Source organism: Reyranella massiliensis 521 (assembly GCF_000312425.1).
Lineage (GTDB): Bacteria > Pseudomonadota > Alphaproteobacteria > Reyranellales > Reyranellaceae > Reyranella > Reyranella massiliensis.
Genome location: NZ_HE997181.1, coordinates 4,644,637 through 4,668,296, shown reverse-complemented (window position 1 = coordinate 4,668,296; position 23,660 = coordinate 4,644,637). Strand labels below are relative to the sequence as shown.

General features: G+C 66.2%; 22 protein-coding genes and 1 tRNA gene. 15 read left to right on the top strand and 8 right to left on the bottom strand.

The window, feature by feature from the left end:
* Positions 1–16 precede the first annotated feature (16 nt).
* Positions 17–1,201, top strand: coding sequence for an acyltransferase family protein (locus BN60_RS22825; protein WP_020698482.1), 1,185 nt, complete (start codon positions 17–19; stop codon positions 1,199–1,201).
* A 31-nt stretch (positions 1,202–1,232) separates the two neighbouring features.
* On the top strand, positions 1,233–2,414 hold the full coding sequence (locus BN60_RS22820; protein ID WP_020698481.1) for an acetyl-CoA C-acetyltransferase: 1,182 nt from the start codon (positions 1,233–1,235) through the stop codon (positions 2,412–2,414).
* Between the two features lie 70 nt (positions 2,415–2,484).
* Here BN60_RS22820 and BN60_RS22815 read toward each other — a convergent pair whose 3' ends face one another.
* Both BN60_RS22815 and BN60_RS22810 read right to left on the bottom strand, forming a co-directional pair.
* The gene (locus tag BN60_RS22815; protein ID WP_020698480.1) at positions 2,485–2,934 is read right to left on the bottom strand and encodes a hypothetical protein; all 450 of its coding nucleotides are present in this window, start codon (positions 2,932–2,934) and stop codon (positions 2,485–2,487) included.
* Between the two features lie 43 nt (positions 2,935–2,977).
* On the bottom strand, positions 2,978–4,180 hold the full coding sequence (locus BN60_RS22810; RefSeq protein ID WP_020698479.1) for an MFS transporter: 1,203 nt from the start codon (positions 4,178–4,180) through the stop codon (positions 2,978–2,980).
* Positions 4,181–4,327: 147 nt separating this feature from the next.
* Between BN60_RS22810 and phbB the strand changes: the two genes are divergently transcribed.
* From phbB to BN60_RS22770, 8 genes are all read left to right on the top strand, one after another.
* Positions 4,328–5,053 (top strand): acetoacetyl-CoA reductase, encoded by a 726-nt coding sequence (gene phbB / locus BN60_RS22805; protein ID WP_043284256.1) that lies wholly within the window; start codon positions 4,328–4,330, stop codon positions 5,051–5,053.
* Positions 5,054–5,124: 71 nt separating this feature from the next.
* A complete protein-coding gene (locus BN60_RS22800) occupies positions 5,125–5,523 on the top strand; it encodes a carboxymuconolactone decarboxylase family protein (protein WP_020698477.1) in 399 nt (132 codons plus the stop codon).
* 1 nt (position 5,524) lies between these two features.
* On the top strand, positions 5,525–6,340 hold the full coding sequence (locus BN60_RS22795) for a methyltransferase domain-containing protein (RefSeq protein WP_020698476.1): 816 nt from the start codon (positions 5,525–5,527) through the stop codon (positions 6,338–6,340).
* Positions 6,337–7,995 carry a gamma-glutamyltransferase gene (gene ggt / locus BN60_RS22790; RefSeq protein ID WP_020698475.1) on the top strand — a complete coding sequence of 553 codons (1,659 nt, stop codon included), beginning with the start codon at positions 6,337–6,339 and terminating at the stop codon, positions 7,993–7,995. Before BN60_RS22795 ends, ggt begins: the two co-directional genes overlap by 4 nt.
* A gap of 16 nt (positions 7,996–8,011) precedes the next feature.
* On the top strand, positions 8,012–9,193 hold the full coding sequence (locus tag BN60_RS22785; protein WP_020698474.1) for a class I SAM-dependent rRNA methyltransferase: 1,182 nt from the start codon (positions 8,012–8,014) through the stop codon (positions 9,191–9,193).
* Between the two features lie 4 nt (positions 9,194–9,197).
* Positions 9,198–10,226 carry a P1 family peptidase gene (locus BN60_RS22780; protein ID WP_020698473.1) on the top strand — a complete coding sequence of 343 codons (1,029 nt, stop codon included), beginning with the start codon at positions 9,198–9,200 and terminating at the stop codon, positions 10,224–10,226.
* Between the two features lie 109 nt (positions 10,227–10,335).
* The gene (locus tag BN60_RS22775; RefSeq protein ID WP_020698472.1) at positions 10,336–10,812 is read left to right on the top strand and encodes a YybH family protein; all 477 of its coding nucleotides are present in this window, start codon (positions 10,336–10,338) and stop codon (positions 10,810–10,812) included.
* A gap of 17 nt (positions 10,813–10,829) precedes the next feature.
* Complete coding sequence (locus tag BN60_RS22770; RefSeq protein WP_020698471.1) at positions 10,830–12,038, top strand: patatin-like phospholipase family protein; 1,209 nt, start codon at positions 10,830–10,832, stop codon at positions 12,036–12,038.
* 3 nt (positions 12,039–12,041) lie between these two features.
* Here BN60_RS22770 and BN60_RS22765 read toward each other — a convergent pair whose 3' ends face one another.
* Positions 12,042–14,201: a cation:proton antiporter domain-containing protein gene (locus tag BN60_RS22765; protein WP_148283509.1), complete on the bottom strand. Its 2,160-nt coding sequence runs from the start codon at positions 14,199–14,201 to the stop codon at positions 12,042–12,044.
* A 96-nt stretch (positions 14,202–14,297) separates the two neighbouring features.
* Here BN60_RS22765 and BN60_RS22760 point away from each other — a divergent pair, with 96 nt between their 5' ends.
* The 4 genes from BN60_RS22760 to BN60_RS22745 all read left to right on the top strand — a co-directional run bounded on the left by BN60_RS22760 (position 14,298) and on the right by BN60_RS22745 (position 18,156).
* Positions 14,298–14,480 (top strand): hypothetical protein, encoded by a 183-nt coding sequence (locus BN60_RS22760; protein WP_020698469.1) that lies wholly within the window; start codon positions 14,298–14,300, stop codon positions 14,478–14,480.
* Complete coding sequence (locus BN60_RS22755; RefSeq protein ID WP_202949833.1) at positions 14,477–15,871, top strand: amidase; 1,395 nt, start codon at positions 14,477–14,479, stop codon at positions 15,869–15,871. Before BN60_RS22760 ends, BN60_RS22755 begins: the two co-directional genes overlap by 4 nt.
* A gap of 82 nt (positions 15,872–15,953) precedes the next feature.
* Complete coding sequence (locus BN60_RS22750) at positions 15,954–17,303, top strand: LLM class flavin-dependent oxidoreductase (protein WP_020698467.1); 1,350 nt, start codon at positions 15,954–15,956, stop codon at positions 17,301–17,303.
* A 10-nt stretch (positions 17,304–17,313) separates the two neighbouring features.
* Positions 17,314–18,156, top strand: coding sequence for a GNAT family N-acetyltransferase (locus tag BN60_RS22745; protein ID WP_020698466.1), 843 nt, complete (start codon positions 17,314–17,316; stop codon positions 18,154–18,156).
* 2 nt (positions 18,157–18,158) lie between these two features.
* Here BN60_RS22745 and lon read toward each other — a convergent pair whose 3' ends face one another.
* The 4 genes from lon to BN60_RS22725 form a co-directional block, all read right to left on the bottom strand.
* Positions 18,159–20,459, bottom strand: a complete 2,301-nt coding sequence (lon, locus tag BN60_RS22740) for an endopeptidase La (RefSeq protein ID WP_425357829.1) — start codon at positions 20,457–20,459, stop codon at positions 18,159–18,161.
* A gap of 80 nt (positions 20,460–20,539) precedes the next feature.
* Positions 20,540–20,965 (bottom strand): Hsp20/alpha crystallin family protein, encoded by a 426-nt coding sequence (locus tag BN60_RS22735; protein ID WP_043284254.1) that lies wholly within the window; start codon positions 20,963–20,965, stop codon positions 20,540–20,542.
* Positions 20,966–21,020: 55 nt separating this feature from the next.
* Positions 21,021–21,902 (bottom strand): DMT family transporter, encoded by an 882-nt coding sequence (locus BN60_RS22730; RefSeq protein ID WP_020698463.1) that lies wholly within the window; start codon positions 21,900–21,902, stop codon positions 21,021–21,023.
* 6 nt (positions 21,903–21,908) lie between these two features.
* A complete protein-coding gene (locus BN60_RS22725; RefSeq protein ID WP_020698462.1) occupies positions 21,909–22,331 on the bottom strand; it encodes a DUF4864 domain-containing protein in 423 nt (140 codons plus the stop codon).
* A gap of 203 nt (positions 22,332–22,534) precedes the next feature.
* Between BN60_RS22725 and BN60_RS22720 the strand changes: the two genes are divergently transcribed.
* Positions 22,535–22,611 (top strand) — tRNA-Arg (locus BN60_RS22720).
* Positions 22,612–22,640: 29 nt separating this feature from the next.
* Here BN60_RS22720 and BN60_RS22715 read toward each other — a convergent pair.
* Complete coding sequence (locus BN60_RS22715) at positions 22,641–23,618, bottom strand: 1-phosphofructokinase family hexose kinase (protein WP_020698461.1); 978 nt, start codon at positions 23,616–23,618, stop codon at positions 22,641–22,643.
* Positions 23,619–23,660 lie beyond the last annotated feature (42 nt).

Sequence of the window (23,660 nt, the reverse complement as noted above, 5' to 3'; positions counted from 1 at the left end):
TGCGGGAGAGGCCATCATGCCCAACGCGGTCTTTGCGGCACGGCGCGCCGATCTCGACTGGCTGCGCGTCCTCGCCTTCAGTCTCCTCATTTTCTACCACGCCGGCATGGCGTGGTCGGGATGGAGCTGGCACGTCACCAGTGCCGACAGCCTCACCTGGCTGCGCGAGGCGATGCGCTTTCTCAATCGCTGGCGCATGCCCCTGATCTTCATGGTCTCGGGCGCGGCCATCGTGCTGGCGCTGGGCACGCGGACGCCGAACGCCTTCGTCAGGGATCGCCTGAAGCGCCTGTTGCTACCTCTCGTCTTCGGCATGCTCGTCCTCGTGCCGCCGCAGGTCTATCTGGAGCGGCTTTATCGCGGGCAGTTCACCGGATCGTTCCTGGAGTGGCTGCCGCATGCGTTCGAGGGCGTCTATCCGGGCGGCAACACCAGTTGGCATCATCTCTGGTTCGTGGCCTATGTGCTGGTGCTCGCGATCGTCCTGCTGCCGTACTTCCTGTGGGCACGTAGCGCCTCGGGGCAGGCGATGCAGGACGCGGCTGGCCGCTTTGTTGCGCGTACGGGTCTGCAATGGGCGATGGTGCTTCCGCTCGCGGCGGCGACCCTGTGGCTGGCACCGATCTCGTACAATACGAACGGACTGATCGGCGACTGGTATGGACTTGCTTACTACGGCACGTTGCTTCTCTACGGTGCGTTCCTGTTCGCGTCGCCGCCCCTGCTCATGGCGCTGCAACGTCAGCGCTATCTCTCGCTCGCGGTTGGCGTCGCCGCTTATGCCTGCCTGTACCTGGTGTTCATCAAGGGCGAGGTTCGGCCTGTCATCGCAGCTGAAGTGAGATCCGCCTACGCGCTTCTGTCGGCGCTCAACACCATGGCCTGGCTGTTCGCCATCCTGGGGTTTGGCCATCGCTATCTCACGCGACGGCCCGCCTTCCTCGCCGAGGCGACCGAGGCCGTCTATCCATTCTATCTGATCCATCAGACAGTTGCGGTGATCGCCGTCTACTGGCTGCTGACCGCAGGCGTTCCTTCGCTGGCTGCGTTCATCCTGACCGTGCTGGCGACTTTCCTGGGGACCGGGCTTGTTTATGCAGGGCTAGTGCGTCCGTGGAGCTGGGTGAGGCCGCTGTTCGGTATGAAGCCTCTGCCGGTGGCGGGGCAGGGGGCTTTGCCCGGTCGCACGGCAAGCCTATAAATATCGCCAGGGCGGCCCCAAGGAGGACTCTATGAGCACTGAAATTGTCATCGCGAGCGCTGCGCGCACGCCCGTCGGATCGTTCAACGGAGCCTTCGGCGCCGTACCTGCGCACGATCTCGGCAAGGTCGCCATCAAGGGGGCGCTTGAGCGCGCCAAGGTGAAGCCCGAGGAAGTCGACGAAGTCATCATGGGCCAGATTCTGGGCGCTGGTCAGGGCCAGAACCCGGCGCGTCAGGCGGCAGTCAACGCCGGCATCCCGGTCGACAAGACCGCGCTCGGCATCAACCAGCTCTGCGGCTCGGGTCTGCGCGCCGTCGCCTTCGGCTGGCAGGCGATCCGTAACGGCGATGCCAACATCATGGTGGTCGGCGGCCAGGAGAGCATGAGCCAGGCGCCGCACGCCGCGCATATGCGCGACGGCACCAAGATGGGTGAGCTGAAGCTGGTCGACACAATGCTGAAGGACGGCCTGTGGGATGCCTTCCATGGCTATCACATGGGCAACACTGCCGAGAACGTCGCGCAGAAGTTCCAGATCACCCGCGCCGAGCAGGATGCGTTCGCTGCTTCGTCGCAGAACAAGGCCGAGGCGGCGCAGAAGGCCGGCCGCTTCAAGGACGAGATCGTTCCGGTCACCGTGAAGACCCGCAAGGGCGAAGTGGTGGTGGATACGGACGAGTTCCCCCGTCATGGCACGACGGTCGAGGCGCTGGCCAAGCTACGCCCGGCCTTCACCAAGGAAGGCGGCTCGGTCACGGCCGGCAATGCCTCGGGCATCAACGATGGTGCGGCCGCGCTGGTGCTGATGAGCGCCGACGAAGCCAAGAAGCGCGGCGTCAAGCCGCTCGCCAAGATCGTGTCCTGGGCGACCACCGGCGTCGATCCGGCGATCATGGGCATCGGGCCGGTCACCGCGTCGCAGGAAGCGCTGAAGAAGGCCGGATGGACGGTGAAGGACCTCGACCTCGTCGAAGCCAACGAAGCCTTCGCGGCGCAGGCCGTCGCGGTCGGCAAGCAGCTCGGCCTCGATCCGGAGAAGCTGAACGTCAACGGCGGCGCCATCGCGCTCGGCCATCCGATCGGCGCGTCCGGCGCCCGCGTGCTCACCACGCTGCTCTACGAGATGCAGAAGCGCGACGCCAAGAAGGGCCTCGCCACGCTCTGCATCGGTGGCGGCATGGGCATCGCCATGTGCGTCCAGCGCGACTGAAACAGGGCCCTTGGTCCATAGAAAAACGCCCGAAGGTTTCCCTTCGGGCGTTTTCATTTGGTGAACCGGTTCAGTTGTAGTTGGCCGGGGCGTAGTTGCTGGGAACCTGCTGGCCCTGGCGGACGAGGCGACGACCTTCGTCCCACGAGATCGTCATGAGCTTCGCGTTGGTGGTGCCCACGGGCTCCGCGACCAGGAAATAGGTCTCGCCGGCGACGACGGTGATGATGAGTTCTGTGCTGTCCTGGCTGCCGTAAGCCCTGAGGTCGAGTGGGTTCGGCACTGCATCGAGGCGCATCCAGCTCGAACCCGTCAGGCTGCCAACGGCTTGCCGCCCTTCCGAGATCGGAATTGGCGGGGCGTCGGGCGGCGCAGCGCCGCGCACGAGATAGACCGCGGCCATGCCGTCCTTCGGTCCGGGAAAGTTCGTCCCGTAGGCCTGCTGGTATGAAGTCAAACCGCCCTGCTCGCAGGCGGCCACCGACAGAGCCACGACAATGGCGCACAACAACGTCTTCATGCAACGACCTCCGGCCGCAAGGTCCGACGGCCGCGGCTTCGGGTCAAGCGGCAGCCGGCATGGTTCTCAAACGGGCAAGCGGTGACAGCACGATGACGAGGGTGGAAAGCGCAAAGGCCGCGGCAATCAGGATCAGGGCGCTCTGCAAGCCGGCCTGGGCCGCCACCAGGCCGCCTGCCAGGGCACCCAGAGGGCGCACGCCGTAGATGGCGGTTTGCACCGTCGCGTTGACTCGGCCCATCAGCGGGGCCGGCGTCACGAGCTGGCGCACCGTAGTCTGGCAGATCAACCACAGGATGGGGCCGAACCCGACCAGGAAATGGCCAATCGCCGACATCACGAAGCCGCCGCCTGACGGGGCCATCAGGAAGCATATTGCCGCGATCACCGAGACGGCCGGTCCGAAGATCAGCGTGGCGAAGGGCGGTAACTGGCGCGACGAGACCGGCGCGACCAGGGCACCCAGGATCAAGCCCGCGCCGTAAGCCGACTGCGCCAGGCCCATATGGGCGGGGTCGAGATGCAGGGGGCCCAGCGCCAGCGGCGCCCAGATGGCGAGCAGGGCGAAGAAGGCGAAGTTCCAGCAGATGGCGCAGAGGCTGATGCCGCGCAGCAGCTCGTGGCGCGCGACGAACTCGGCGCCGGCCCGGATGGACTGGATGAACGAGGGGCGGTTGGCCGGGTTGTTCGGTGCGACGCCTTTCGGCAGGGCGAGGGCGCAGACAAGGGCAAGGGCGGCGCCGAAAGCGGCCAATACATACCCCCAGGTCGGCGTCAGATGCTGGGCCAGCAGGCCCGCCACGAACGGCGCGGCCAGGCTCACCACGGCGCGCGTCAATTCCAGCCGCGCGTTCGAGCGGGGCAGGTCGCCCGAAGGCACGAGACTCGGCAGCAAGGAGACCGACGTCAGGACGAAGACGACCGTCCCCGATGCACCGGCAAAGGCGGCCATGCCGAGCAGGGCGGCAACGCCGGTCGCGGCGGCGACTACTGCAGTGATAGAGGCCAGAAGCCCCAGACCCAATGCGACGATCAGCAATCGGCGGCGCGGCAGGCGATCGATCCAGGCGCCCGCCGGCAGCGAGACCAGTAACCACGCAGCACTTTGGGCAGCCACGAGCAGACCGAGAACATCCGGTCCCGCACCCAGGATGAGAGTAGCCGTAAGAGGCAGCGTCGCCAACGCAAGTTGATCTGCTGCGTGGGTTCCGGCGGAGACGCCGAGCAGGGCAGTGAAAGGCTTCATGGTTGCCGTTTTATGGTCGGCAGCGCGTGGCCCTCTATCCGCCTTCGGACATCAATTCAATCGTCGAGGATATATCGCGACCTGCCGCTTGCCCGGGACGGGGGAGAACCGGCTAGAGTGTGTTTGCCAACAGCAAGGGAGGAAACAATGGCTGAGCGTGTAGCGGTCGTGACGGGCGGAACGCGTGGCATAGGCGCCGCCATCTCCCGAATGCTCAAGGACAAGGGCTATAAGGTCGCCGCCACCTATGCGGGCAACGACGAGGCGGCCAACAAGTTCAAGGCCGAAACCGGCATCAACGTCTACAAGTTCGACGTCGGCGACTTTGCGGCCTGCCAGTCCGTCGTCGGCCAGATCGAGAAGGATCTCGGGCCGGTCGACGTTCTCGTCAACAATGCCGGCATCACGCGCGACTCCACGATGCGCCGCCTGACGCGCGACATGTGGGATGCGGTGATCGACACCAACCTCGGCTCCTGCTTCAACATGTGCAAGGCGGTGTGGGAAGGCATGAACACGCGCGGCTTCGGGCGCATCGTCAACATCGGCTCGATCAACGGCCAGGGCGGCCAGTACGGCCAGGTGAACTATGCCGCGGCGAAGTCCGGCATCCACGGCTTCACCAAGGCGCTGGCCCAGGAAGGCGCCTCCAAGGGCATCACCGTGAATGCAATCGCACCGGGCTACACCGACACCGACATGGTCTCTGCAGTTCCGGCCAACGTGCTGGAGAAGATCGTGGCCAAGATCCCGGTGGGGCGTCTCGGCAAGGCCGAGGAGATCGGCCGCGGCGTGATGTTCCTGATCGCCGACGATGCCGGTTTCATCACCGGCTCGACGCTCTCGATCAACGGCGGCCAGCATATGTACTGACAATCGGTGCGAAAGCGCCATGATGGGGGCCGGCGTCATGCCGGCCCTTTTCATTTGTGGTGGAGCGATCCGTGGCGAAGTTGACCGAGTACAAGGACATGAACCCTCGGGCCAAGGCCGTCGTCGAGGAGATCGCGAAGGCACGCGGCAGCGATCCGGCGAACATCAACAATGTCTGGAAGGCGCTGGCGCGCCATCCCGATACGATGGAACGCTTCGCCAGGGAAATGCGCGAGGTGATGGCGCCGGGCAAGCTCGATGCGCTGACCAAGGAGATGATCTATCTCGCCGTCAGCATCGCCAACCAGTGCGACTACTGCATCAACTCGCATGGCTACATGGCGCGGCAGAAGGGCATGACCGACGAGATGTTCGGCGAGTTCATGGCGGTCGTGCTGGCGGCGCAGAAGGGCAACAAGATCGCGACGGCCTACCGCGTGCCGGTCGATGCGGCGTTCGAGGAGAAGTGACGTGAACGACGCAAAGTCCATCGACCAGTCGACCAAGTGGGATGCCAATCTCTATCTGAAGTTCGCCGACCATCGAACGCGACCGGCCCTCGACCTGATGGGGCGGCTCGATCCCGCGAACGGCGCACGGCCGGGACACGCGATCTACGATCTGGGCTGCGGCGCAGGCAATATCTCGCGCATCCTGGCGGAACGCTTCCCCGGAGCGCCCATCGTCGGCATCGATTCGTCGGAGGACATGCTCGCCAAGGCGCGAACACAGACGGCGGATCCGCGCATCACTTTCGCCAAGGGCGATCTCGCCGCCTTCAAGCCCGACCGGCGGCCGGGCATCCTCTACAGCAACGCGGCCTATCAATGGCTCGACAGCCATATCGATATGTTTCCGGGCCTCATGAAGCTGCTGCCGTCGGGCGGCCAGCTTGCGATCCAGATGCCGCGCAACCATGAAGCCCCCTCGCACGCGCTGATGAAGACGGCGGCCGAAGCGGGTCCCTGGCGCGACAAGCTTGCCAAGGTCCGCCCCATTGCGCGGGTGCGCGAGCCGGCGGACTACTACGACGTCCTGAAGCCGCTCAGCGCCGAACTGGAGGTCTGGGAGACGATCTATCAGCAGCCGCTCACGGGCAAGGATCCGGTGGCGCAATACACGTCGTCGACGGGACTGCGGCCCTATCTCGAATTGCTGCAGGAGCCGGAGCGTACGGCCTTCTACGAGACCTATGCCAACCTGACCGCCAAGGCGTATCCGACGCGGCCCGACGGCATCACGATCTTTCCGTTCCGCCGGCTCTTCATCGTGGCGCGCCGCGCGTGAAGGCCGTTCGTCTGCTGGGCGCCGCCCTGCTTCTGCTGCTGGCGGCCTGTCGCGCGTCGGTGAGCTTTGCGGCACCGCAGACGATGGTCGCGGCGGCCCATCCGCTGGCGGTCGAGGCCGGGCTGGAAGTGCTGCGGCGCGGCGGCTCTGCCGTCGATGCCGCGATTGCCGTCCAGATGGTTCTGGGCGTCGTCGAGCCGCAGGCCTCGGGCATCGGTGGCGGCGGGTTCCTGCTGCACTACGACGCCGGCACGCAGGCCATCACGGTCTACGACGGCCGTGAGACGGCGCCGGCAGGCGCCACCCCGTCGATGTTCCTCGATACCGAGGGCAAGCCGCTGGGCTTCCGCGAAGCCATCGCTTCCGGAATCTCGGTGGGTGTTCCCGGCCTGCTGGCGATGCTGGAGCTTGCTCACAAGGAGCGCGGCAAGCTCGCCTGGTCCGACCTGTTCGTGCCGGCGATTGCCGTGGCACGTGATGGGTTCGCGATCCCGCCGCGGCTCGCCGCCTGGCTCGCCCGCATTTCGTCGCTGCGCGAAGAGCCGGCCATTCGTACACTCTACTATAATGCCGACGGCTCGCCCAAGAAGCTCGGCGAGCGCATCGCCAATCCCGAGCTTGCCGAAACGATGCGCCTGATCGCCGAGCAGGGGCCGCGCGCGTTCTATCAGGGGGCGATGGCGGCCGAGATGGTCGAGCGGGTGCAGCGCCATCGCCGGCCCGGCACGCTCTCCGTGACCGATCTCGCGGACTACCGGCCGATCAAGCGCGAGGCCGTGTGCGGTCCCTATCGCGTCTGGAAAATCTGCAGCATGCCGCCCCCCTCCTCGGGCGGCATCGCGATCCTGCAGATCCTGGGTCTGCTCGAGCCGTTCGAGATCTGGCATGACAAGCCCACCGACCTGCGCGCCATCCATCTCATCGCCGAGGCGAGCCGGCTCGCCTTCGCCGACCGCGACCGCTATGTCGGCGATCCGGCCTTCGTCGACGTGCCGGTGGCCGGCATGCTGTCGCCTGTCTATCTCTCGGAGCGCCGCAAGCTGATGTCGCCGGACCGCAGCATGGGCAAGGTCTCGCCGGGCGTGCCCCCGGGCTATGTCGAGCGCGGCACCAGCCACATCAGCATCGTCGACCGCTGGGGCAATGCCGTCAGCTTTACGACCACCATCGAGGCGCCGTTCGGGGCGCAGATCATGGTACGCGGCGTCCTGCTGAACAACGAACTTACCGATTTCTCGCCGCGGCCGGAGCTGAACGGCAAGCCGGTCGCCAACCGCGTGCAACCCGGCAAGCGGCCGCGTTCGTCGATGTCGCCGACCTTCGTTCTCGACCGGGACGGCAAGCTGGTCGCGGCGCTGGGCTCGGCCGGCGGTTCGCGCATCATCGGTGACACTTTGCAGGCCACGATCGGATTGCTCGACTGGAACCTGTCGCCCCAGGCGGCCCTGGCCTTGCCGCGGGTGCTCAACCTCAATGGCGCGACCGAGCTGGAGGAGGGAACGGCAGTGCCGGCGCAGGCGGACGCCTTGCGCGCGCTGGGCCATGAAGTACAAGTCCGCCCTCACGAAGGTGGACTCTCCGCCATCCGCCGCACGGCGGAGGGCTGGGAAGGCGCCGCGGACCCGCGGCGCGATGGCGTCGCCAAAGGCGAATAGGCGGAGAACAGTCAAAGTGGCCAAGAAGCTTCCTACCGTACTGCTCCGGTCCGGCGAGGATCGCCGCGTCCGCGCCGGCCATCCCTGGGCCTTCTCGAACGAGATCTTCATGGATGCCGAGACCAAGGCGCTGCCGCCGGGCTCGCTCGCCACCTTACGGGCGCCGGGTGGTGAGGCGCTGGGGCTGGTCACCTTCAATCCGCATTCGCTGATCGCTGCCCGCGTGCTCAGCGCCAATCCCGAGGCCACGGTCGATGCGCTGTTCATCGGCCGCCGGCTGGCGCAGGCCGCGGCGCTGCGCGACCGGCTGGTGGGCGTTCCCTACTACCGGCTGATCCACGCCGAGGCCGATGGCCTGCCCGGGCTGATCGTCGACCGCTTCGGCGACGCCTTCGTCGTGCAGGTGAACAGCGCCGGCATGGAGGCGCTGACGCCGATCCTCCTCGAAGCGCTGGAAGCAGAATTCTCGCCCAAGACGATCGTGCTCAAGAACGATTCGCCGGTGCGTGAACTCGAAGGCCTGAAGCGCGAGGTCGTGGTGGCCAAGGGCGAGGCCGGCAGCGTCGAACTCATCGAGAACGACGCGCGGTTCGTCGCCGACCTGTCGGGCGGCCAGAAGACCGGCTGGTTCTACGACCAGCGCGACAACAGGCGGTTCATGGCGGGTCTCGCCAAGGATGCCAAGGTCATCGACGTCTACAGCTATTCCGGCGGCTTCGGTGTGTTGGCGGCGCATCGCGGCGCCAAGTCGGTGATCTGCCTGGACCGCTCGCAACCTGCGCTGGATGCGGCGCGACAGGCCGCAGTGCTGAACGGCGTCGACAAGATCGTGGGCTTCGAGAAGGCGGAGGCCTTCGAGGCGCTGGAGAAGCAGAAGAGCCGCGGCTTCGACGTCGTGATCTGCGATCCGCCGGCCTTCGTGAAAAGCCGCAAGGACCTCAAGACCGGGGCCCAAGGATATCGAAAGCTGGTGCGGCTGGCCGCGCCGCTGGTCGCCAAGGGTGGCTTCTTCTTCGTGGCTTCCTGCTCGCATCTCGTCGACCCGCCGCTGTTTGCCGAACAGGTGCGTCGCGGCCTGCGCGATGCCGAGCGCAGCGGGCGTATCCTGCGCAGCTCGGGCGCGGCGCTCGACCATCCGGTGCATCCCAGCCTGCCCGAGACGGCCTATCTCAAGGCGATGGTTCTGCAACTGGACTGATCCGATGTTGCGCCACGGCCCTCGCAACCTGATCACCGACGTCGACGGCATCCTGGTCGGCAACGCCGAAGATCACAGGCTTCGCTCGGGCGTCAGCGTCGTTCTCTGCGAGACGCCGGCGATGGCGTCGGTCGATGTTCGGGGTGGCGCGCCGGGTACCCGCGAAACCGACCTGCTCGATCCTTCTTGCATGGTCGACCGGGTCGATGCGGTCTGTCTTTCCGGCGGCTCCGCCTATGGGCTCTCCTCGGCCGACGGTGTGATGCGCTGGCTGCGCGAGCGTGGCCGCGGTCTGGCCGTAGCCGACGTCGTGGTTCCCATCGTGCCGACGGCAATTCTGTTCGATCTGCTGAACGGCGGCGACAAGCGCTGGGACTGGCCGCCCTATCGCGAGCTTGCCTATGACGCGACCGGCCGCGCGGCGCGGGACTTCGCGCTCGGCAATGCCGGTGCCGGGCTTGGTGCCAAGGCCGGAAATCTCAAGGGCGGCCTCGGTAGCGCCTCGGCGGTCGACCCGGCGAGCGGCCTCCAGGTCGGCGCCCTCGTGGCCGTCAATGCCCGGGGCTACACGACCATGGGCGACATGGCGCAGTTCTGGGCGTGGCCGCTGGAGCAGGGCAAGGAGTTCGGCGGTCTGCCGCCACCGGGGCGTGGCCTCGGTCTGGCGGTGCCGCACGACCGTGCCGATCTCATCTGCGATCCCGCCGATGTCGCCCGCCGCGATCCTCGCGCCAATACGACCATCGCCGTCGTCGCGACCAACGCGCGCCTGGACAAGGCGTCGGCCAGGCGGCTGGCGGTCATGGCGCAGGACGGGCTGGTCCGCGCGATCCGTCCCGTCCATACGCCACAAGACGGCGACACGGTCTTTGCTGTCGCGACTGGCCGGCATGATCTCGGCCACGATGCACTGGCCTTGTCCGAACTCGGCACGCTGGCGGCCGACTGCCTCGCCCGGGCGGTGGCACGTGGTGTTTACAATGCCGAGACACTCGGCGCTGCGCCGAGCTGGCGAGAAAAGTTTGGGCGCTGATCTGTTGGCGTCGGTAATCGCGGGCTCTACCATGTCGGACGGGGAGCGCCGGTTGTGCGTCTGTTGGCTTGCCAGTGTTCCCGATTTTCAGCCCCGGAGAACCGCCGCCATGTCGACCCGCCGCTCGCTCTTTGCCGTTACTGCACTTGCGGCCGTCGGGTCCGGCGGCGCGATGGCCCAGGGACCTGCCGATCCGGCGCAACTCGTGGTGGTCATGGACCGCTACGCCGCCGCGCTACGGTCGGGCAATGTCGACGCGCTGGTCGCGCTCTATACGCCCAACGGTGTCTTCATGCGCGAGGACATGCCGGCGGCTGTAGGTCGCGAGGCCTTGAAGGCGGCCTATGGAGAGATCTTCGCGGCTCTCAAGGTAGACCTTGCCTTCTCGATCCAGGAAACTGAAGTTGTAGGCGACATGGCTTGGCTGCGCTCGACCTCGAAAGGCCGGGTCAAGATACTGTCTTCGGGTACCGAGACGACCAACTCCTTCGATGAGCTTGTCGTGTTCCGCCGCGATCAGGCGGGCTGGAAGATCCGCAGCTACATGTACGGGTCAAACCAGCCCGGCGCGCAGTCCTCGAAGTAGCTCACGGAGATCCAGCTATGATGCGCTATCTGCCACTATTGGCCGTGATGACAGGCGTCTTCGTCGCCGGCTGCTCGATTCCCTCACGCGATCCGGCCGTACCTCGCGTCGACACTACGCGCGCCCAGCCTCTCGGCATTCCAAACGCGCGTTTCTACGCCGATGCCGATCCCAAACCGATGATCGAAGAGGGCACAGCCGCGGTGCAGCGCGAGGTCGCGACGCTGCAGGCCGAGGGCAGGCCGATCCGGCCCTTGCCGCCAGCATACTTCCTGGCGGTTTCGGGCGGCGGCGACAACGGTGCCTTCGGGGCCGGTCTGATCAATGGCTGGACCGAGCTCGGCAACCGGCCGCAGTTCAAGATGGTGACCGGCGTGAGCACCGGTGCGCTGATCGCTCCTTTCGCCTTTCTCGGATCGGCCTACGATGCCCAGTTGCGCGAGGTCTATACGACCATGACGCCGGAGCGAGTCTATATCGCCCGCGGCCTGTCGGCGGCCCTGTTCAACGACGCCATGGCCGACACTTCGCCGCTGGCCTCCGTCATCGCCAAATATGCCGACCAGTCGCTCCTGGATGCCATTGCCGCGGAGTATCGAAAGGGCCGGCTGCTGATGATCGGCACGACCGATCTGGATGCGCAGCGTCCGGTGATCTGGAACATCGGTGCCATCGCTGCGAGCGGGAAGCCCGGGGCACTGGAACTCGTGCGCAAGATCCTGCGTGCGTCAGCGGCAATCCCCGGCGCCTTCGAGCCGGTGATGCTCGACGTCGAGCTGGATGGCAAGAGATACCAGGAGATGCACGTCGATGGCGGCGCCATCGCGCAGCTCTTCCTCTATCCGCCATCCATAGACATCGTGGGCTCGGGATTGAAGCGCGAGCGGCATGCCTATGTCATCCGCAACGCCCGTCTCGATCCCGACTATGCAATGGCCGAGCGCCGCACCATCTCTATTGCCGGCCGTGCCATCAACACAATGCTGGCCGCGAGCGGCTACAACGATGTGATCCGCACCTATTTCGTCACGAAGCGGGACGGCGTCGATTACAGCCTGGCCTATATGGGCTCGGACTTCACGTATCCCAAGAAGGGCGAGTTCGACCAGGCCTATATGCAGGCGCTCTATGCCTACGGCGTTCAGCAAATGCTGTCCGGCCGTGCCTGGCACAAGGTGCCGCCGGGCCTCGGTCAGCCCGCCGGCGTGCCGCCTCGCGCGATGTGATCGTCAGCGGGCAACGAGCAGCACGGGGCTGCGCAGGGCCTCGATCAAAGCGACGCTGCGGGCACTCAGGAATCTGGTGTTGCCCGTTCGCAGGGAGGTGCCGAGGACGACGAGATCGTGGCGCCCCCGGCGAGCGGCCCGGCGGATCTCGGCGTCCGGATGGCTGTTCGTCTCGGTCAGGCCCTTGACCGGCACGCCGCTGCGTTTGCCCAGCCGCCGCGCGTCCACCAACAGGGAGAGGCCCAGTCGCCGGGCGCGGCCGCGCAACAGCATCGTGTCGTCGTTCGGATCGAAGACGTGCAGCACGGTCAGCGTGCCCCCGCTGCCACCGGCGAGCGCCAAGGCAACTTCGGTGGCGAGGCGGGCCTCCGGGCTGCCTCCCGTGGGCACCAGAATGTCGAGCGGTTTGCCGACGTTCGAGAAGGCCCGATTGCCATTCACCAGAATCGCCATCGGCCCGTCGAAGGTGGAGACCAGCCGCTGAAGCTGATCCTGGAATTTCGGCGCCTGCGAGGAGATGGGCTCCTCGATGCCGACGAAGGCGATGCTGTAGCCCTTGGCGACTTCCTTTTCGAGACTGTCTTCGGCCGTAAGCGGGCGTGTCTGGACGAACTGTTCGGGGACTGGCTTCGGCGCAGCGGGCGCACCCGGAGGGGCCGCGGGCTGGCCATTGTCCAGTGTCGATTTTATCGCAGCGACCAGCCGGTCCTTGGCCGAGGGTATCGTTGTCGCCGCAGCCTCGCGCGATGTTTCGAGAACCGTCGTCAGAACCTTCTGGCGGCCCGCGAAGACCCCGGCCAGCGTCGTCGCCCATTGACCGTTGGCGCCGTCGTCGGCCAGGACCAGGGCGCGCTCCATCTTCGGAACGGCCTGGTTCGCTTCGGCGTCTTCCTTGTCGAGCCGTTTCGCCTCTTCGTCGCGCAGCGGCACGCGGGCCATTACCCAGCGCAAGGTCGGCGGCATGATCATGGTCGTGACCACGGCCATCGCGACGATCATCGTATAGAGCTGGTTGCTGAGCACGCCCATCGACAGGCCGATGGTCGCGATGATGACCTCGGTCGAGCCGCGAGCGTTGAGGCCGGTAGCCAGCGCCAGCGACTCGAAGGCGGTCAGCCCGCCCAGCTTGCCGCCGGCCAGGGCGCCCAGGAACTTGCCGACACTCGCCACGGCAATGATGGCCAGGGTGAACAGCAGCAGGGTCGGGTCGAGCAGGGTGCGGAGGTCCATGCCGAGGCCGGCGACGGCGAAGAATACCGGGCTGAAGAAGGCGATGATGAAGCCGCGCAGCTCGCCCTCGATATGTTCCGTCAGGATCGGCGACTGGCCGATCAGCATGCCGGCCATGAAGGCGCCGAGTGCCGTATGCACGCCGATGAGCTCGGTCGTCAGTGCCATGGAGAGCGTGATCACCAGGATGGCGCTGATGACCGGCATTTCGATCCGGAGATTGTCGTTGCACCACAGGATGATGTAGGCGACGGCACGCCGTCCGATCGTCAGGCTGGCCGCCAGGAAGAGCGCAGTCAGGGCCAGGCTGGTCCCGACATCGGCCAGGCTCACGGTTCCCGAGGCGGCAATGCCCGAGATGACGGCGATGATCACCCAGGCCAGCGTGTCGTCGAGGATGGCCGTGGCGAGGATGAGCTGTCCGAGGTCGCGCCGTATGGCGCCGACCTCCATCAGGACCATGGCGACGATCTTCACCGAGGAGATCGAGAGCGCCGTGCCGAGAAAGAGCGCGGTGACCAGCCGTGCCGCGGGATTGGGGATCAGTTCGGTCGGCAACGCATAGGCCAGCGCCGCCCCGCAAGCGAAGGGGATCGCGATGCCCATCAACGACGTTGAGATCACGGCGCGTCGTTTGCGGTTCACCAGCGCCAGGTTGGTTTCCATGCCGGTCAGGAGAAGCAAAAGCAGAATGCCGATCTGCGATACGGCATCGATCATGCTTTTCAGGGCAGGCGTGTTGGGGAAGATGACCTGGCGTACTTCCGGCAGCAGAGCGCCGAATACCGAGGGACCGAGCAGCACGCCCGCCAGGAGCTGGCCGAAAATGGCAGGCTGGCCGATCCGGGTCATGCCTTCGCCGATCATACGCCCGAAGAACAATAACAGGATCAGCTCGGCCACGAAGATTGCTGTCGTGTGTTCTACCGCCAAGCTGTTCCCCTTAAGCTGCTGATCGGCCGTTGTATGGCATGGATGGACGGCCGGCACGACTCATGCTGACCTCGCGCCATTGGGAGGAGTGATCAGGTGGACAAGGAAACGATCGAGTTGCTGGCACGCCGTGCCGGCCTTGCTAAGGCACTGGCGCAATTTCCCGACGACGTCGCCGCTTCGGCGAAGCAGGCGGCGGATGTCGCGCAGAAGATCAAGCGACCGGCCGATCCGAAAGCGGAACCGTGGCCGCCGATGCGGGCGGGGATCGGCCTGTGAGCGAGCTCCACTGGATGACGGCAGGCGCGGCCGCGCGCGCCATTGCGACTCGCGAGCTTTCGCCTGTCGATCTCACCAAGGCACTGCTCGATCGCATCGAACGGCTCGATCCCAAACTCAATGCGTTCATCCGCGTCGACGGCGAGGCGGCGCTGCAGGCGGCCAAGGCCGCCGAGGCCGAAGCCATCTCCGGTCGCCTGCGCGGGCCGCTGCACGGCGTGCCGGTCGGCATCAAGGACATCATCGACGTCGCCGGCCTGCCGACCACCTGCCATTCGAAGATCCTCGAAGACAACGTCGCGGCGGCCGATGCCGTCTGCGTCGAGAAGCTGCGCGGCGCGGGCGCCATCGTGCTGGGCAAGCTGTCCACGCACGAATTCGCCATCGGCGGACCGAGCTTTGACCTGCCTTGGCCGCCGGCGCGCAATCCCTGGAATACCGATCATCATCCCGGCGGCTCGTCTTCCGGCTCGGGATCGGGCGTCGCTGCGGGCCTCTTTCCCATGGCGCTGGGCACAGACACCGGCGGCAGCGTGCGCAATCCGGCAAGTTGCTGCGGCATCGTCGGTCTGAAGCCGACCTACGGCCTGGTCTCGCGCCGGGGCGTCTTTCCGCTCTCCTTCACGCTCGACCATGTCGGGCCGATGACGCGGACCGTCGCCGACAACGCGTTGATGCTGGAAGCGATCGCAGGTCACGATCCGCTCGATCCCGGCAGCGCCGCGCCGCCGCGCGGCCACTATGCGGCGGGTCTCGAACGCAGCCTGCGCGGCCTGCGCGTGGGTTTCGTGCGGCACTTCCACGAGATCGACACGCCGGCCGATCCCGAGGTCACGGCAGGGCTGGAACATGTTGCGCGCACCCTGGAGATGGAAGGGGCAGAGCTTCATACGGTCAAGCTGCCGACGCTTGGCGAGTTCGGCGCCGTCAATCGCGTGATCCTGCAAAGCGAGGCCTGGTCGATCCATGCGCCCTGGCTCGGCGAGCGGCCGGAGGATTACGGCATGCTGTCGCGCCGCCGCCTGATGGCCGGCGCCTTCATGAGTTCCGGCGACTATGTGCTGGCGAGCCGGCGGCGGCTGGAGATGATCGCCGAGGTCGAGGCAGCCTTGCGCGAGGTCGATGTGCTGCTCTGTGCCAGCTCGATGGATCCAGCCTGCCGCATCGACCAGCCGGCCGAGGTCGACCGCACCTATCCACGGCAGGCACGCACGCCGTTCAACGTCACGGGCCATCCGGCGCTGGCGATGATGGCCGGCCTGTCGGCGGGCGGCCTGCCGGTTTCCGTGCAGTTCGTCGGTCGCTACTTCGACGAGGCTACCGTGTTCGCGGTGGCGCGGGCCTGGGAGCGGGCAGCCGGAACGGACAAAAAGCACCCGGCCATCATTTGAGGCGAGAAATTACTCGTTGGATGAGTTCTTGTCGTCCGAGCGGGCCTTGTCGGTCCGTGGGCCGAGGGCAAGATTAGGCGCCATGACCCAGAAACGTCAGCTCCGCCTCGGCGCCTTCATGCGCCCCGTCAGCATCCACACCGCCGCCTGGCGCTATCCCGGCGGCACGCCGGACGCCAACTTCAACCTCAAGGCCTTGGTGCAGTACGCCCAGACCCTGGAGCGCGGCAAGTTCGACGCCTTCTTCATGGCCGATCATCTGGCTGTGCTGAACATGCCGATGGAAGCGCTGAAGAGGAGTGCCACAGTCACGTCCTTCGATCCGCTGACTTTGCTGCCGGCGCTGGCCATGGCGACTAGGCATCTCGGTCTGATCGCCACGGCTTCCACCACCTTCGAGCCTGCCTATACGATTGCGCGGCGCTTCGCCTCGCTCGACCATATCAGCGAAGGCCGGGCGGGCTGGAACCTCGTCACGACCTCCAACCCCGATGCGGCGCTCAACTTCGGCATGGACGACCAGATGCCCCATGCCGAGCGTTACGCCCGCGCGCGTGAATATTTCGACGTGGTGACGGGGCTGTGGGATTCCTGGGCCGACGATGCCTTCATCCGGGACGTGGAGAGCGGCATCTATTTCGATCCCGCACGCCTGCATGTCCTGGATCACAAGGGCAAATATCTGAAGGTGCGTGGCCCCCTCAACATCGCCCGGCCTGTCCAGGGCTGGCCGGTCGTGGTGCAGGCCGGCGCCTCCGATGCCGGCCGCCAGCTCGCAGCCGAAACCGCCGAAGTCGTGTTTGCTGCCGGCGGACCGCTGAAGGGCGCTCAGGAATTCTATGCCGACGTGAAGGCGCGCACGGCGCGGGTCGGACGCAACCCCGACCATATCAAGATCCTGCCCGGTGCTTTCGTGGTCGTGGGCGATTCGCTCGACGAGGCGAAGGAGAAGCGCGCTCGGCTCGACAGCCTCGTGAACTACGACAGCGGCATTGCCGCCGTCTCGATCGCGCTTGGCATCGACGCCCGGAAATTCGACCCCGACAAGCCCTTGCCAGACGACATTCCCGAAACGCAGGCCAGCAAGAGCGGCCGCGACAGGGTCATCGAGCTGGGCAAGCGCGAGAACCTCACGGTGCGCCAGATCGCGGGCCGCCTTGGCGGCTATGGCGGGCTGGGTATGGTGGGCACGCCGCAGATGATCGCGGACCAGATGGAGGAATGGCTGGTCGGGGAAGCCTGCGACGGCTTCAACGTGATGTTCCCCTATCTGCCGGGCGGCCTCGACGACTTCGTCGACAAGGTCGTGCCGGAACTGCAGCGCCGTGGCCTGTTCCGCAAGGAATACGAGGGCAAGACCTTGCGCGAAAATCTCGGCCTGCCGCGGCCCGATAACCGTTTTTTCGCAGCCACGGCGAAGGCAGCGGAGTAATCTCGTACGCATGAGCTTCGAGATCGCGGTCGGCAGCGCCGACGATGTTCAGCGTATGGCCCTGTGGGCCGACGCTGAAGGGTGGAACCCTGGCAAGACCGACGCGCACGCCTTCTTTGCCGCCGATCCCGGCGGTTTTCTGATCGGCCGTCTCGACGGCGAACCACAGGCCTGTATCTCGGTCGTGAAGTACGGTCAGGGCTTCGGCTTCCTGGGTTTCTACATTGCGCGACCGACGATCCGTGGAAAGGGCTATGGCATCCAAATCTGGCGGGCCGGCATGGCGCGGCTCGCCGGGCGCAATGTCGGCCTCGACGGTGTGGTGGCCCAGCAGGGGAACTACAAGAAGTCGGGCTTTCGGCCGGCCTGGAACAACATCCGCCATGAGGGGGCTGCGCCTGCGATTCCCGCACCGGCCGGCGTCACCCTCGCCGATGCGCGCAGCATCGCCTTCGACAGGCTCGCTGCCTACGACCGCACCTTCTTTCCCGAAGCGCGGGACGCGTTTCTGGCCTCGTGGATTTCGCTCCCGGAGCGGGCTGCCATGGTCGCGCTGCGCGATGGCGAGCTGGCGGGCTTTGCCGTGATGCGTCGTTCAGCAGCGGCGTCGCGCGTGGGACCGCTGTTCGCGGCCACGCCGGAAATAGCCGGCGGTCTCGTCTCGGCCCTGGCACGGAAGACCGCCGCCGCGGCGGTCGCGATCGACGTGCCCGATCGCAACAAGGCGGCGGTGACGCTCGCCGAGGGGATGGGGCTCAAGCCGTCGTTCGAGACGGCGCGCATGTACACCGGAGCCGACCCCGAAGTGAACTATGCCGGCCTGTACGGCGTGACCAGCCTGGAGCTGGGCTGACGTCAATCTGCCTTCGGCGACAGGGCCTGTTCGACCGCATCCTCGACCTTCTCGAGCCAGATGAACTCGAGCGTCTTGCGGACTTCCTCGGGGATGTCGTCGAAATCGCGCCTGTTGCGGGCGGGCAGCATCACGCGCGTGATGCCGGCTGCGGCGGCAGCCACGACCTTCTCCTTGATGCCGCCAACCGGCAGCACCAGCCCGCGCAGGCTGATCTCGCCTGTCATCGCCGTGTCGCTGCGGATCGTACGGCCGGTCATCAGCGAGGTCAGGGCCATGAACATCGCCACGCCGGCACTCGGCCCGTCCTTGGGCGTGGCGCCGGCCGGCACGTGCACATGGATGTCGGTCTTCTCGAACGATGCCGGGTCGATGCCGATGGCAGCGGCTTTGTTCTTGATCAGGCTGAGCGCGGCCTGGGCGCTCTCGCGCATGACCTCGCCGAGCTGGCCGGTCAGGATCAGCCGGCCGCTGCCAGGCGAGCGCGTCGCCTCGATGAACAGGATGTCGCCGCCGACCGGCGTCCAGGCAAGCCCCGTCGCCACGCCCGGCACGCTGGTGCGCATCGCGACTTCGTTCTCGAAGCGAACGGGTCCCAGCAGCTTCTCGATGTCGGCCGTGCCGATCTGCGCCTTGGTCGTTTTGCCTTCGGCCACTTCGACCGCGACATGGCGCAACGCACGGCCGATCTCGCGTTCGAGCCAGCGTACACCAGCCTCGCGGGTGTAGCTGTCGATGATCAGCCGCAGCGCCGCGTCGTCGATGCCGGCCTGTTCGGCCGTCAGGCCGTTGGCTTCGAGCTGGCGGCGCACGAGGTAGCGCTTGGCGATCTCGAGCTTCTCGCCCGCGGTGTAGCCGGTGAGCGAGATAATCTCCATGCGGTCACGCAACGGGCCGGGGATCGTCTCCAGCATGTTGGCGGTCGCGATGAAGACGACGCGGCTGAGATCGAACGGCACGTCGAGATAGTTGTCGCGAAACGTGCCGTTCTGCTCGGGATCGAGGACCTCGAGCATCGCCGCGGAGGGATCGCCGTGCACGCCGCTGCCCATCTTGTCGATCTCGTCCAGCATCATCACGCAGTCGCGCGAGCCCGCCTTGCGCACGGCCTGAATGATCGTGCCGGGCAGGGCCCCGATGTAGGTGCGGCGATGGCCGCGGATTTCGGCCTCGTCGTGCACGCCGCCCAGGCTCACGCGCGAGAACTTGCGGCCCATGGCGCGGGCGATCGACTGGCCAAGCGAAGTCTTGCCGACCCCGGGCGGGCCGACGAAGCACAGGATCGGCGCCTTGCCCTCGGGAGCCAGCTTGCGTACGGCGAGGTATTCGACGATCCGCTTCTTGATCTTCTCCAGACCGTAATGGTCGTGGTCGAGTACGCGTCGTGCCTCGGCAATGTCGATCGGCTGCGGCTCGGGCAGGGCCCAGGGCAACTCGATCAAGGTGTCGAGGTAGGTGCGGATCATGCCGTGTTCCGCCGATGCCTCGGGCGTGCGTTGCAGGCGGCGCAGCTCTTTGCGCGCGGCCGTCTCCGCTTCCGGCGGCATCTTGGCGTCGGTGATCGCCTTGTCGAGATCGGCGATGGCCTGTTTGCCTGAATCGTCCTCGCCCAGTTCGCGCTGGATCGCCGCCATCTGCTCGCGCAACACGATCTCGCGCTGGCGGGCATCGAGCGAACTCTTGGTCTGGCGTCCGATCTCGCTCGAGATGCGCATCACCTCGAGCCGCTTGGCGAGAAGCTGCGTGACCTTGTCGAGACGCGGCACGAGGTCGACCGCCTCCAACACTTCCTGCTTCTCGGCCGGCTTGGAGTCGAGATAGGAGGCGGCAAGATCGGCCAGGGTGCCGGCCGACGTCGTGGCCTCGACCGTCTGGCGCAGCTCCTGCGGCACCTGCGGCAGCAGGTCGAGCACTTCGTTGAGCTGTTGCTTCAGGACGAGGAAGCGCGCCTCCACTTCCGGCCCGGTCGTGGTCGGTTCGGCAAGATGCAGGCCGCGCGCCATCAGGAAGGGATGGCCGTCGACGAAATCGGTGATCCGGAAGCGCTGCACGCCCTGGCAGACGATGTGATGGTTGCCGTCGGGCGTGGTCACATAGCGCAGGACATTGGCCACCGTGCCGACCTGGTGCAGATCGGCGGGCACGATCTCTTCCTTCTGGGCCTCGCGCTGCAGCACCAGCAGGATCTGGCGCTGTTCGCGAACGGCCTGCTGGATCGCGGCGACCGACGAAGGCCTGCCGACGCTCACGGGGAACACGAGTTCGGGGAACAGCACGAGGTCGCGCACCGGCACGACGATCATGGCGTCGGCAGGCAGCGGCGTGGCCGCGGGTTTGTTTGCCGCGGTCAGAATTTCGGTGCGTGCTGCATCATCTTGCGGAGTCATGGCCGCACCCTCCGTCCGCCGGCCTTGGCCAGAGTAACCACCAGGCAACCGTTGATCGCAAATCGCTTCACGTCGCCGTAGACGCCGGCCGGCAGCTCGATGTGGCGCTCGAAGCGGCCCTGCGGCAGCTCCAGGCGATGGATAGTGGCGGTTCTCAGTTCTTCCGGGACCTTCCGTTCACCGGCAATGACGAGCGTGCCGTTCTGGATCACGGCTTCGACCTGGGCGACGTCGACGCCGGGCAGGGCAGCAAGGACCAACACCTGCTGCTCCGTCTCGAGCATGTCGATCGGCGGCTCCCATGTCGCAACGCGCGTCGCGGCACGCTGCGGCCGGAACACCTGGCCATGCAGCCGTTCGGCCTGCGCCAGCATCTGCAGCGCTTCCGACCACATCCAGTCTCTGGAATTCCCTCTATTCATTTGCTTGGGCCTCCAAGCCCCTTGCCAATGTAGGAATTATCCGACGCGAGACAACCTAGCGTTCCTTGCCGGGGGTCAGGGCAAGCCAAAGCGAGATCACCGTCGAGGCGATGGCCACGGCCTGCAGAGTGGAAAGCGGTTCATTCAGAATCAGGATGCCGCTCACGATCGCCACGATGGGAATGGCGATGGAGGAGAGGGCGGCGACCTGCGCCGGCAGCAGCTTCACCAGAGCAAACCAGGTGGCGGTGCCCAGCGCCATGGGAATCGAGCCGGTGTAGAGCGTGGCGACCAGCGCCTTGGTGGAGGGCCAGTGCGTCGGCAGGCCGTCGATGAAGAGGGCGCCCAGCGCGATCGGCGGGAAGGTCAGCAGGACCTGCCAGAAGGTGAGCGACAGGCCCATGCCTGGCCATGTCGTGCGCTTCACCACGAAGGTGCCGATGGCCCAGCAGAATCCCGCGAACAGCCCCCAGAAGAGGCCGAGCGGCGCCTGGGCGTAGCTCTGGAAGTTGGGCAGCATCAGCGCCACGACCGCGGCGGCGCCGATCAGGATGGCCGCCAGCAGACGGCCGGTGAGCTTCTGGCGGAAGACCACGAAGCCGATCACCGCCACCCAGAGCGGCATGGTGTAGGCCAGCACCGATGCATGTCCGGACGGGATGTAGAGCACAGCGAACGATGTCGCGATGTTCCAGACGAAGATGTTCATCGCCGCCGCCACGATCAGCGGCAGCCACTTCCCTTTCGGAACCGCAAAGCTCTCGCCGCGGATCAGGAGGATCAGAGTGAGCATGACCACGGCGGCGGCGAGCACGATCGTCCGGAACGTCAAGACCGGCAGCTCGTCGAGCGCAATCTTGAAGAGCGGCCAGTTGGTGCCCCACACAAGGGTAAGGGCGCCGAGCAGGCCCAGCACCTTGGGCGAAACGCGGGTCACGATAGATCAGGCCTGATGTTCGTCCGGTGCCTGCAGATAGCAGCCTTCGATGCGCCAGCTTCCGTCGGGCAGGCGCGACATCGGATAGTAGGCGGTCACGGGCCGCCCGTCCGGTCCGACGACGTGGACCTTCTGCGTGACGAGACCATGCAGGGTGACGATCTCGCGGAACTCGAAGACCTGTGGCCGATAGACCGGCCGGTAGCCTTGCCGGACCATGTCCATGAACGTGACCGCCGTGCCGAACAGGCTGCGGATGGTGGGCGAGGCGAAGCCGAACGCCGCCTCGCCATCGTCGCGGCGGAAGGCGTCGACCTGAGCCTGAATCGTCTCGCGGATGGCGGCTTCGTCGGACAACGAAACCTGCGCCATGGCAGGCATGGCAAGGCCGAAGACCAGGCCGAGGAGAGCGAGGAGGCGAAAGGCCATGCGGCAACTCTACGCGAAACGCCGCACTCTGGGGAGCGGGCTCCTTCGGCGGCAATTCTCCTGTTGCCAGAATGGCTTGGGGGCCGCCGGCAGCGATTCCCGGGCGTGATTTTCGCCTGTACGGAGTGGCTTGCAACGAAGGGGCAGTTTCATTAGGGTGCGCCCTCTTCGCCGGGGGCCCTCATCGGGGCGTCCGGATGTGTGCGCCCGTAGCTCAACTGGATAGAGCATCTGACTACGAATCAGAAGGCTGGAGGTTCGACTCCTTCCGGGCGCGCCATTCACCCAAGCTCGCGTAGCTTCGAGGGGCTAGTGGCTGGGGAACGAGAGCTGACGCGGAACGGGTGATGGTCCCGATGCGAGCAGCGCCTCGATAGAGGCACGACGGACCTGCGCTGTTCCGGTGCCTTGGACCGCGGACGCGCCGCATGCCAGACCCAGCCGTAACGCTTCGTTGAGAGATCGTCGTTCCACAAGGCCGAATACCAGGCCGGCGAGGAAGCTGTCGCCGGCCCCGACACCTGTTCTTTCGGAGACCGCAGCAGCGGGCAAGCGGATGACACAGTCCTTCGTTGCCAATATGGCGCCGGCTGCCCCCAGGGTAAGCGCGATCATTTCGGCGGCGCCATCCTCGGCCAAGCGTTTGGCTTCCGCCATTTGGGCGGGAAGACTCCGTACTTCCTTGCCGACGATCATCTCAAGTTCCGACAGGCTGGGCTTCAGCAAGGAAATGCCCTGGCCAAGCGTGCTCACGAGCGCGGCGCCGGACGTGTCCAGTGCAAAGTTCATCCCACGCGCTCTGACGATCCTGGCCGCCTGCCCATAAAAGTCGGTTGGCACGCCTGGCGGCAGGCTGCCGCTCGCCACCACCCAATCGGCTTCGATCTCTTCGAGGGTGCCGAGGATGTCAGCGCATTCGGCCGCTGTGAGTTCGGGGCCTCGCGGTACGAACCGATACTCCTGTTCCTTCGACTGGTCGCGTACCGTGACGCTGACCCGACAGGCGCCCGCGATCCGAACCGATTGCCAGGGCACGTTGGCTGTCGTCAGCATCTCTTCGACGTATCGTCCCGTAACACCGCCGGACGCAAAGAGAGCCAGCGTTTCGCCGCCCAGTTCGCAGACGACCTTTGCGACGTTGATGCCGCCTCCACCCGCGTCGTAACGCTCGCCGAAGGTCCGAATCTTGTGGCCAGGTTTTACAGACGCCGCCTGGGACGCCAGGTCGACAGCGGGGTTGATGGTGAGTGTTACGATGCGCCCAGGCATCATGTCTCCCTGATCCATTGCCTCCGAGCGCTCTCAGCTCGTGCGCGGGCTTCCAAATAT

Excerpts from the sequence above, each read along its gene's own strand:
- BN60_RS22735 (WP_043284254.1), bottom strand. The coding sequence starts at position 20,965 with ATGAATAGAGGGAATTCCAGAGACTGGATGTGGTCGGAAGCGCTGCAG.
- BN60_RS22725 (WP_020698462.1), bottom strand. The coding sequence starts at position 22,331 with ATGGCCTTTCGCCTCCTCGCTCTCCTCGGCCTGGTCTTCGGCCTTGCC.
- BN60_RS22745 (WP_020698466.1), top strand. The coding sequence starts at position 17,314 with ATGAGCTTCGAGATCGCGGTCGGCAGCGCCGACGATGTTCAGCGTATG.
- BN60_RS22775 (WP_020698472.1), top strand. The coding sequence starts at position 10,336 with ATGTCGACCCGCCGCTCGCTCTTTGCCGTTACTGCACTTGCGGCCGTC.
- BN60_RS22750 (WP_020698467.1), top strand. The coding sequence starts at position 15,954 with ATGACCCAGAAACGTCAGCTCCGCCTCGGCGCCTTCATGCGCCCCGTC.
- BN60_RS22810 (WP_020698479.1), bottom strand. The coding sequence starts at position 4,180 with ATGAAGCCTTTCACTGCCCTGCTCGGCGTCTCCGCCGGAACCCACGCA.
- BN60_RS22770 (WP_020698471.1), top strand. The coding sequence starts at position 10,830 with ATGATGCGCTATCTGCCACTATTGGCCGTGATGACAGGCGTCTTCGTC.
- lon (WP_425357829.1), bottom strand. The coding sequence starts at position 20,459 with ATGATCGTCGTGCCGGTGCGCGACCTCGTGCTGTTCCCCGAACTCGTG.
- BN60_RS22820 (WP_020698481.1), top strand. The coding sequence starts at position 1,233 with ATGAGCACTGAAATTGTCATCGCGAGCGCTGCGCGCACGCCCGTCGGA.
- BN60_RS22780 (WP_020698473.1), top strand. The coding sequence starts at position 9,198 with ATGTTGCGCCACGGCCCTCGCAACCTGATCACCGACGTCGACGGCATC.
- BN60_RS22715 (WP_020698461.1), bottom strand. The coding sequence starts at position 23,618 with ATGGATCAGGGAGACATGATGCCTGGGCGCATCGTAACACTCACCATC.
- BN60_RS22815 (WP_020698480.1), bottom strand. The coding sequence starts at position 2,934 with ATGAAGACGTTGTTGTGCGCCATTGTCGTGGCTCTGTCGGTGGCCGCC.
- BN60_RS22825 (WP_020698482.1), top strand. The coding sequence starts at position 17 with ATGCCCAACGCGGTCTTTGCGGCACGGCGCGCCGATCTCGACTGGCTG.
- phbB (WP_043284256.1), top strand. The coding sequence starts at position 4,328 with ATGGCTGAGCGTGTAGCGGTCGTGACGGGCGGAACGCGTGGCATAGGC.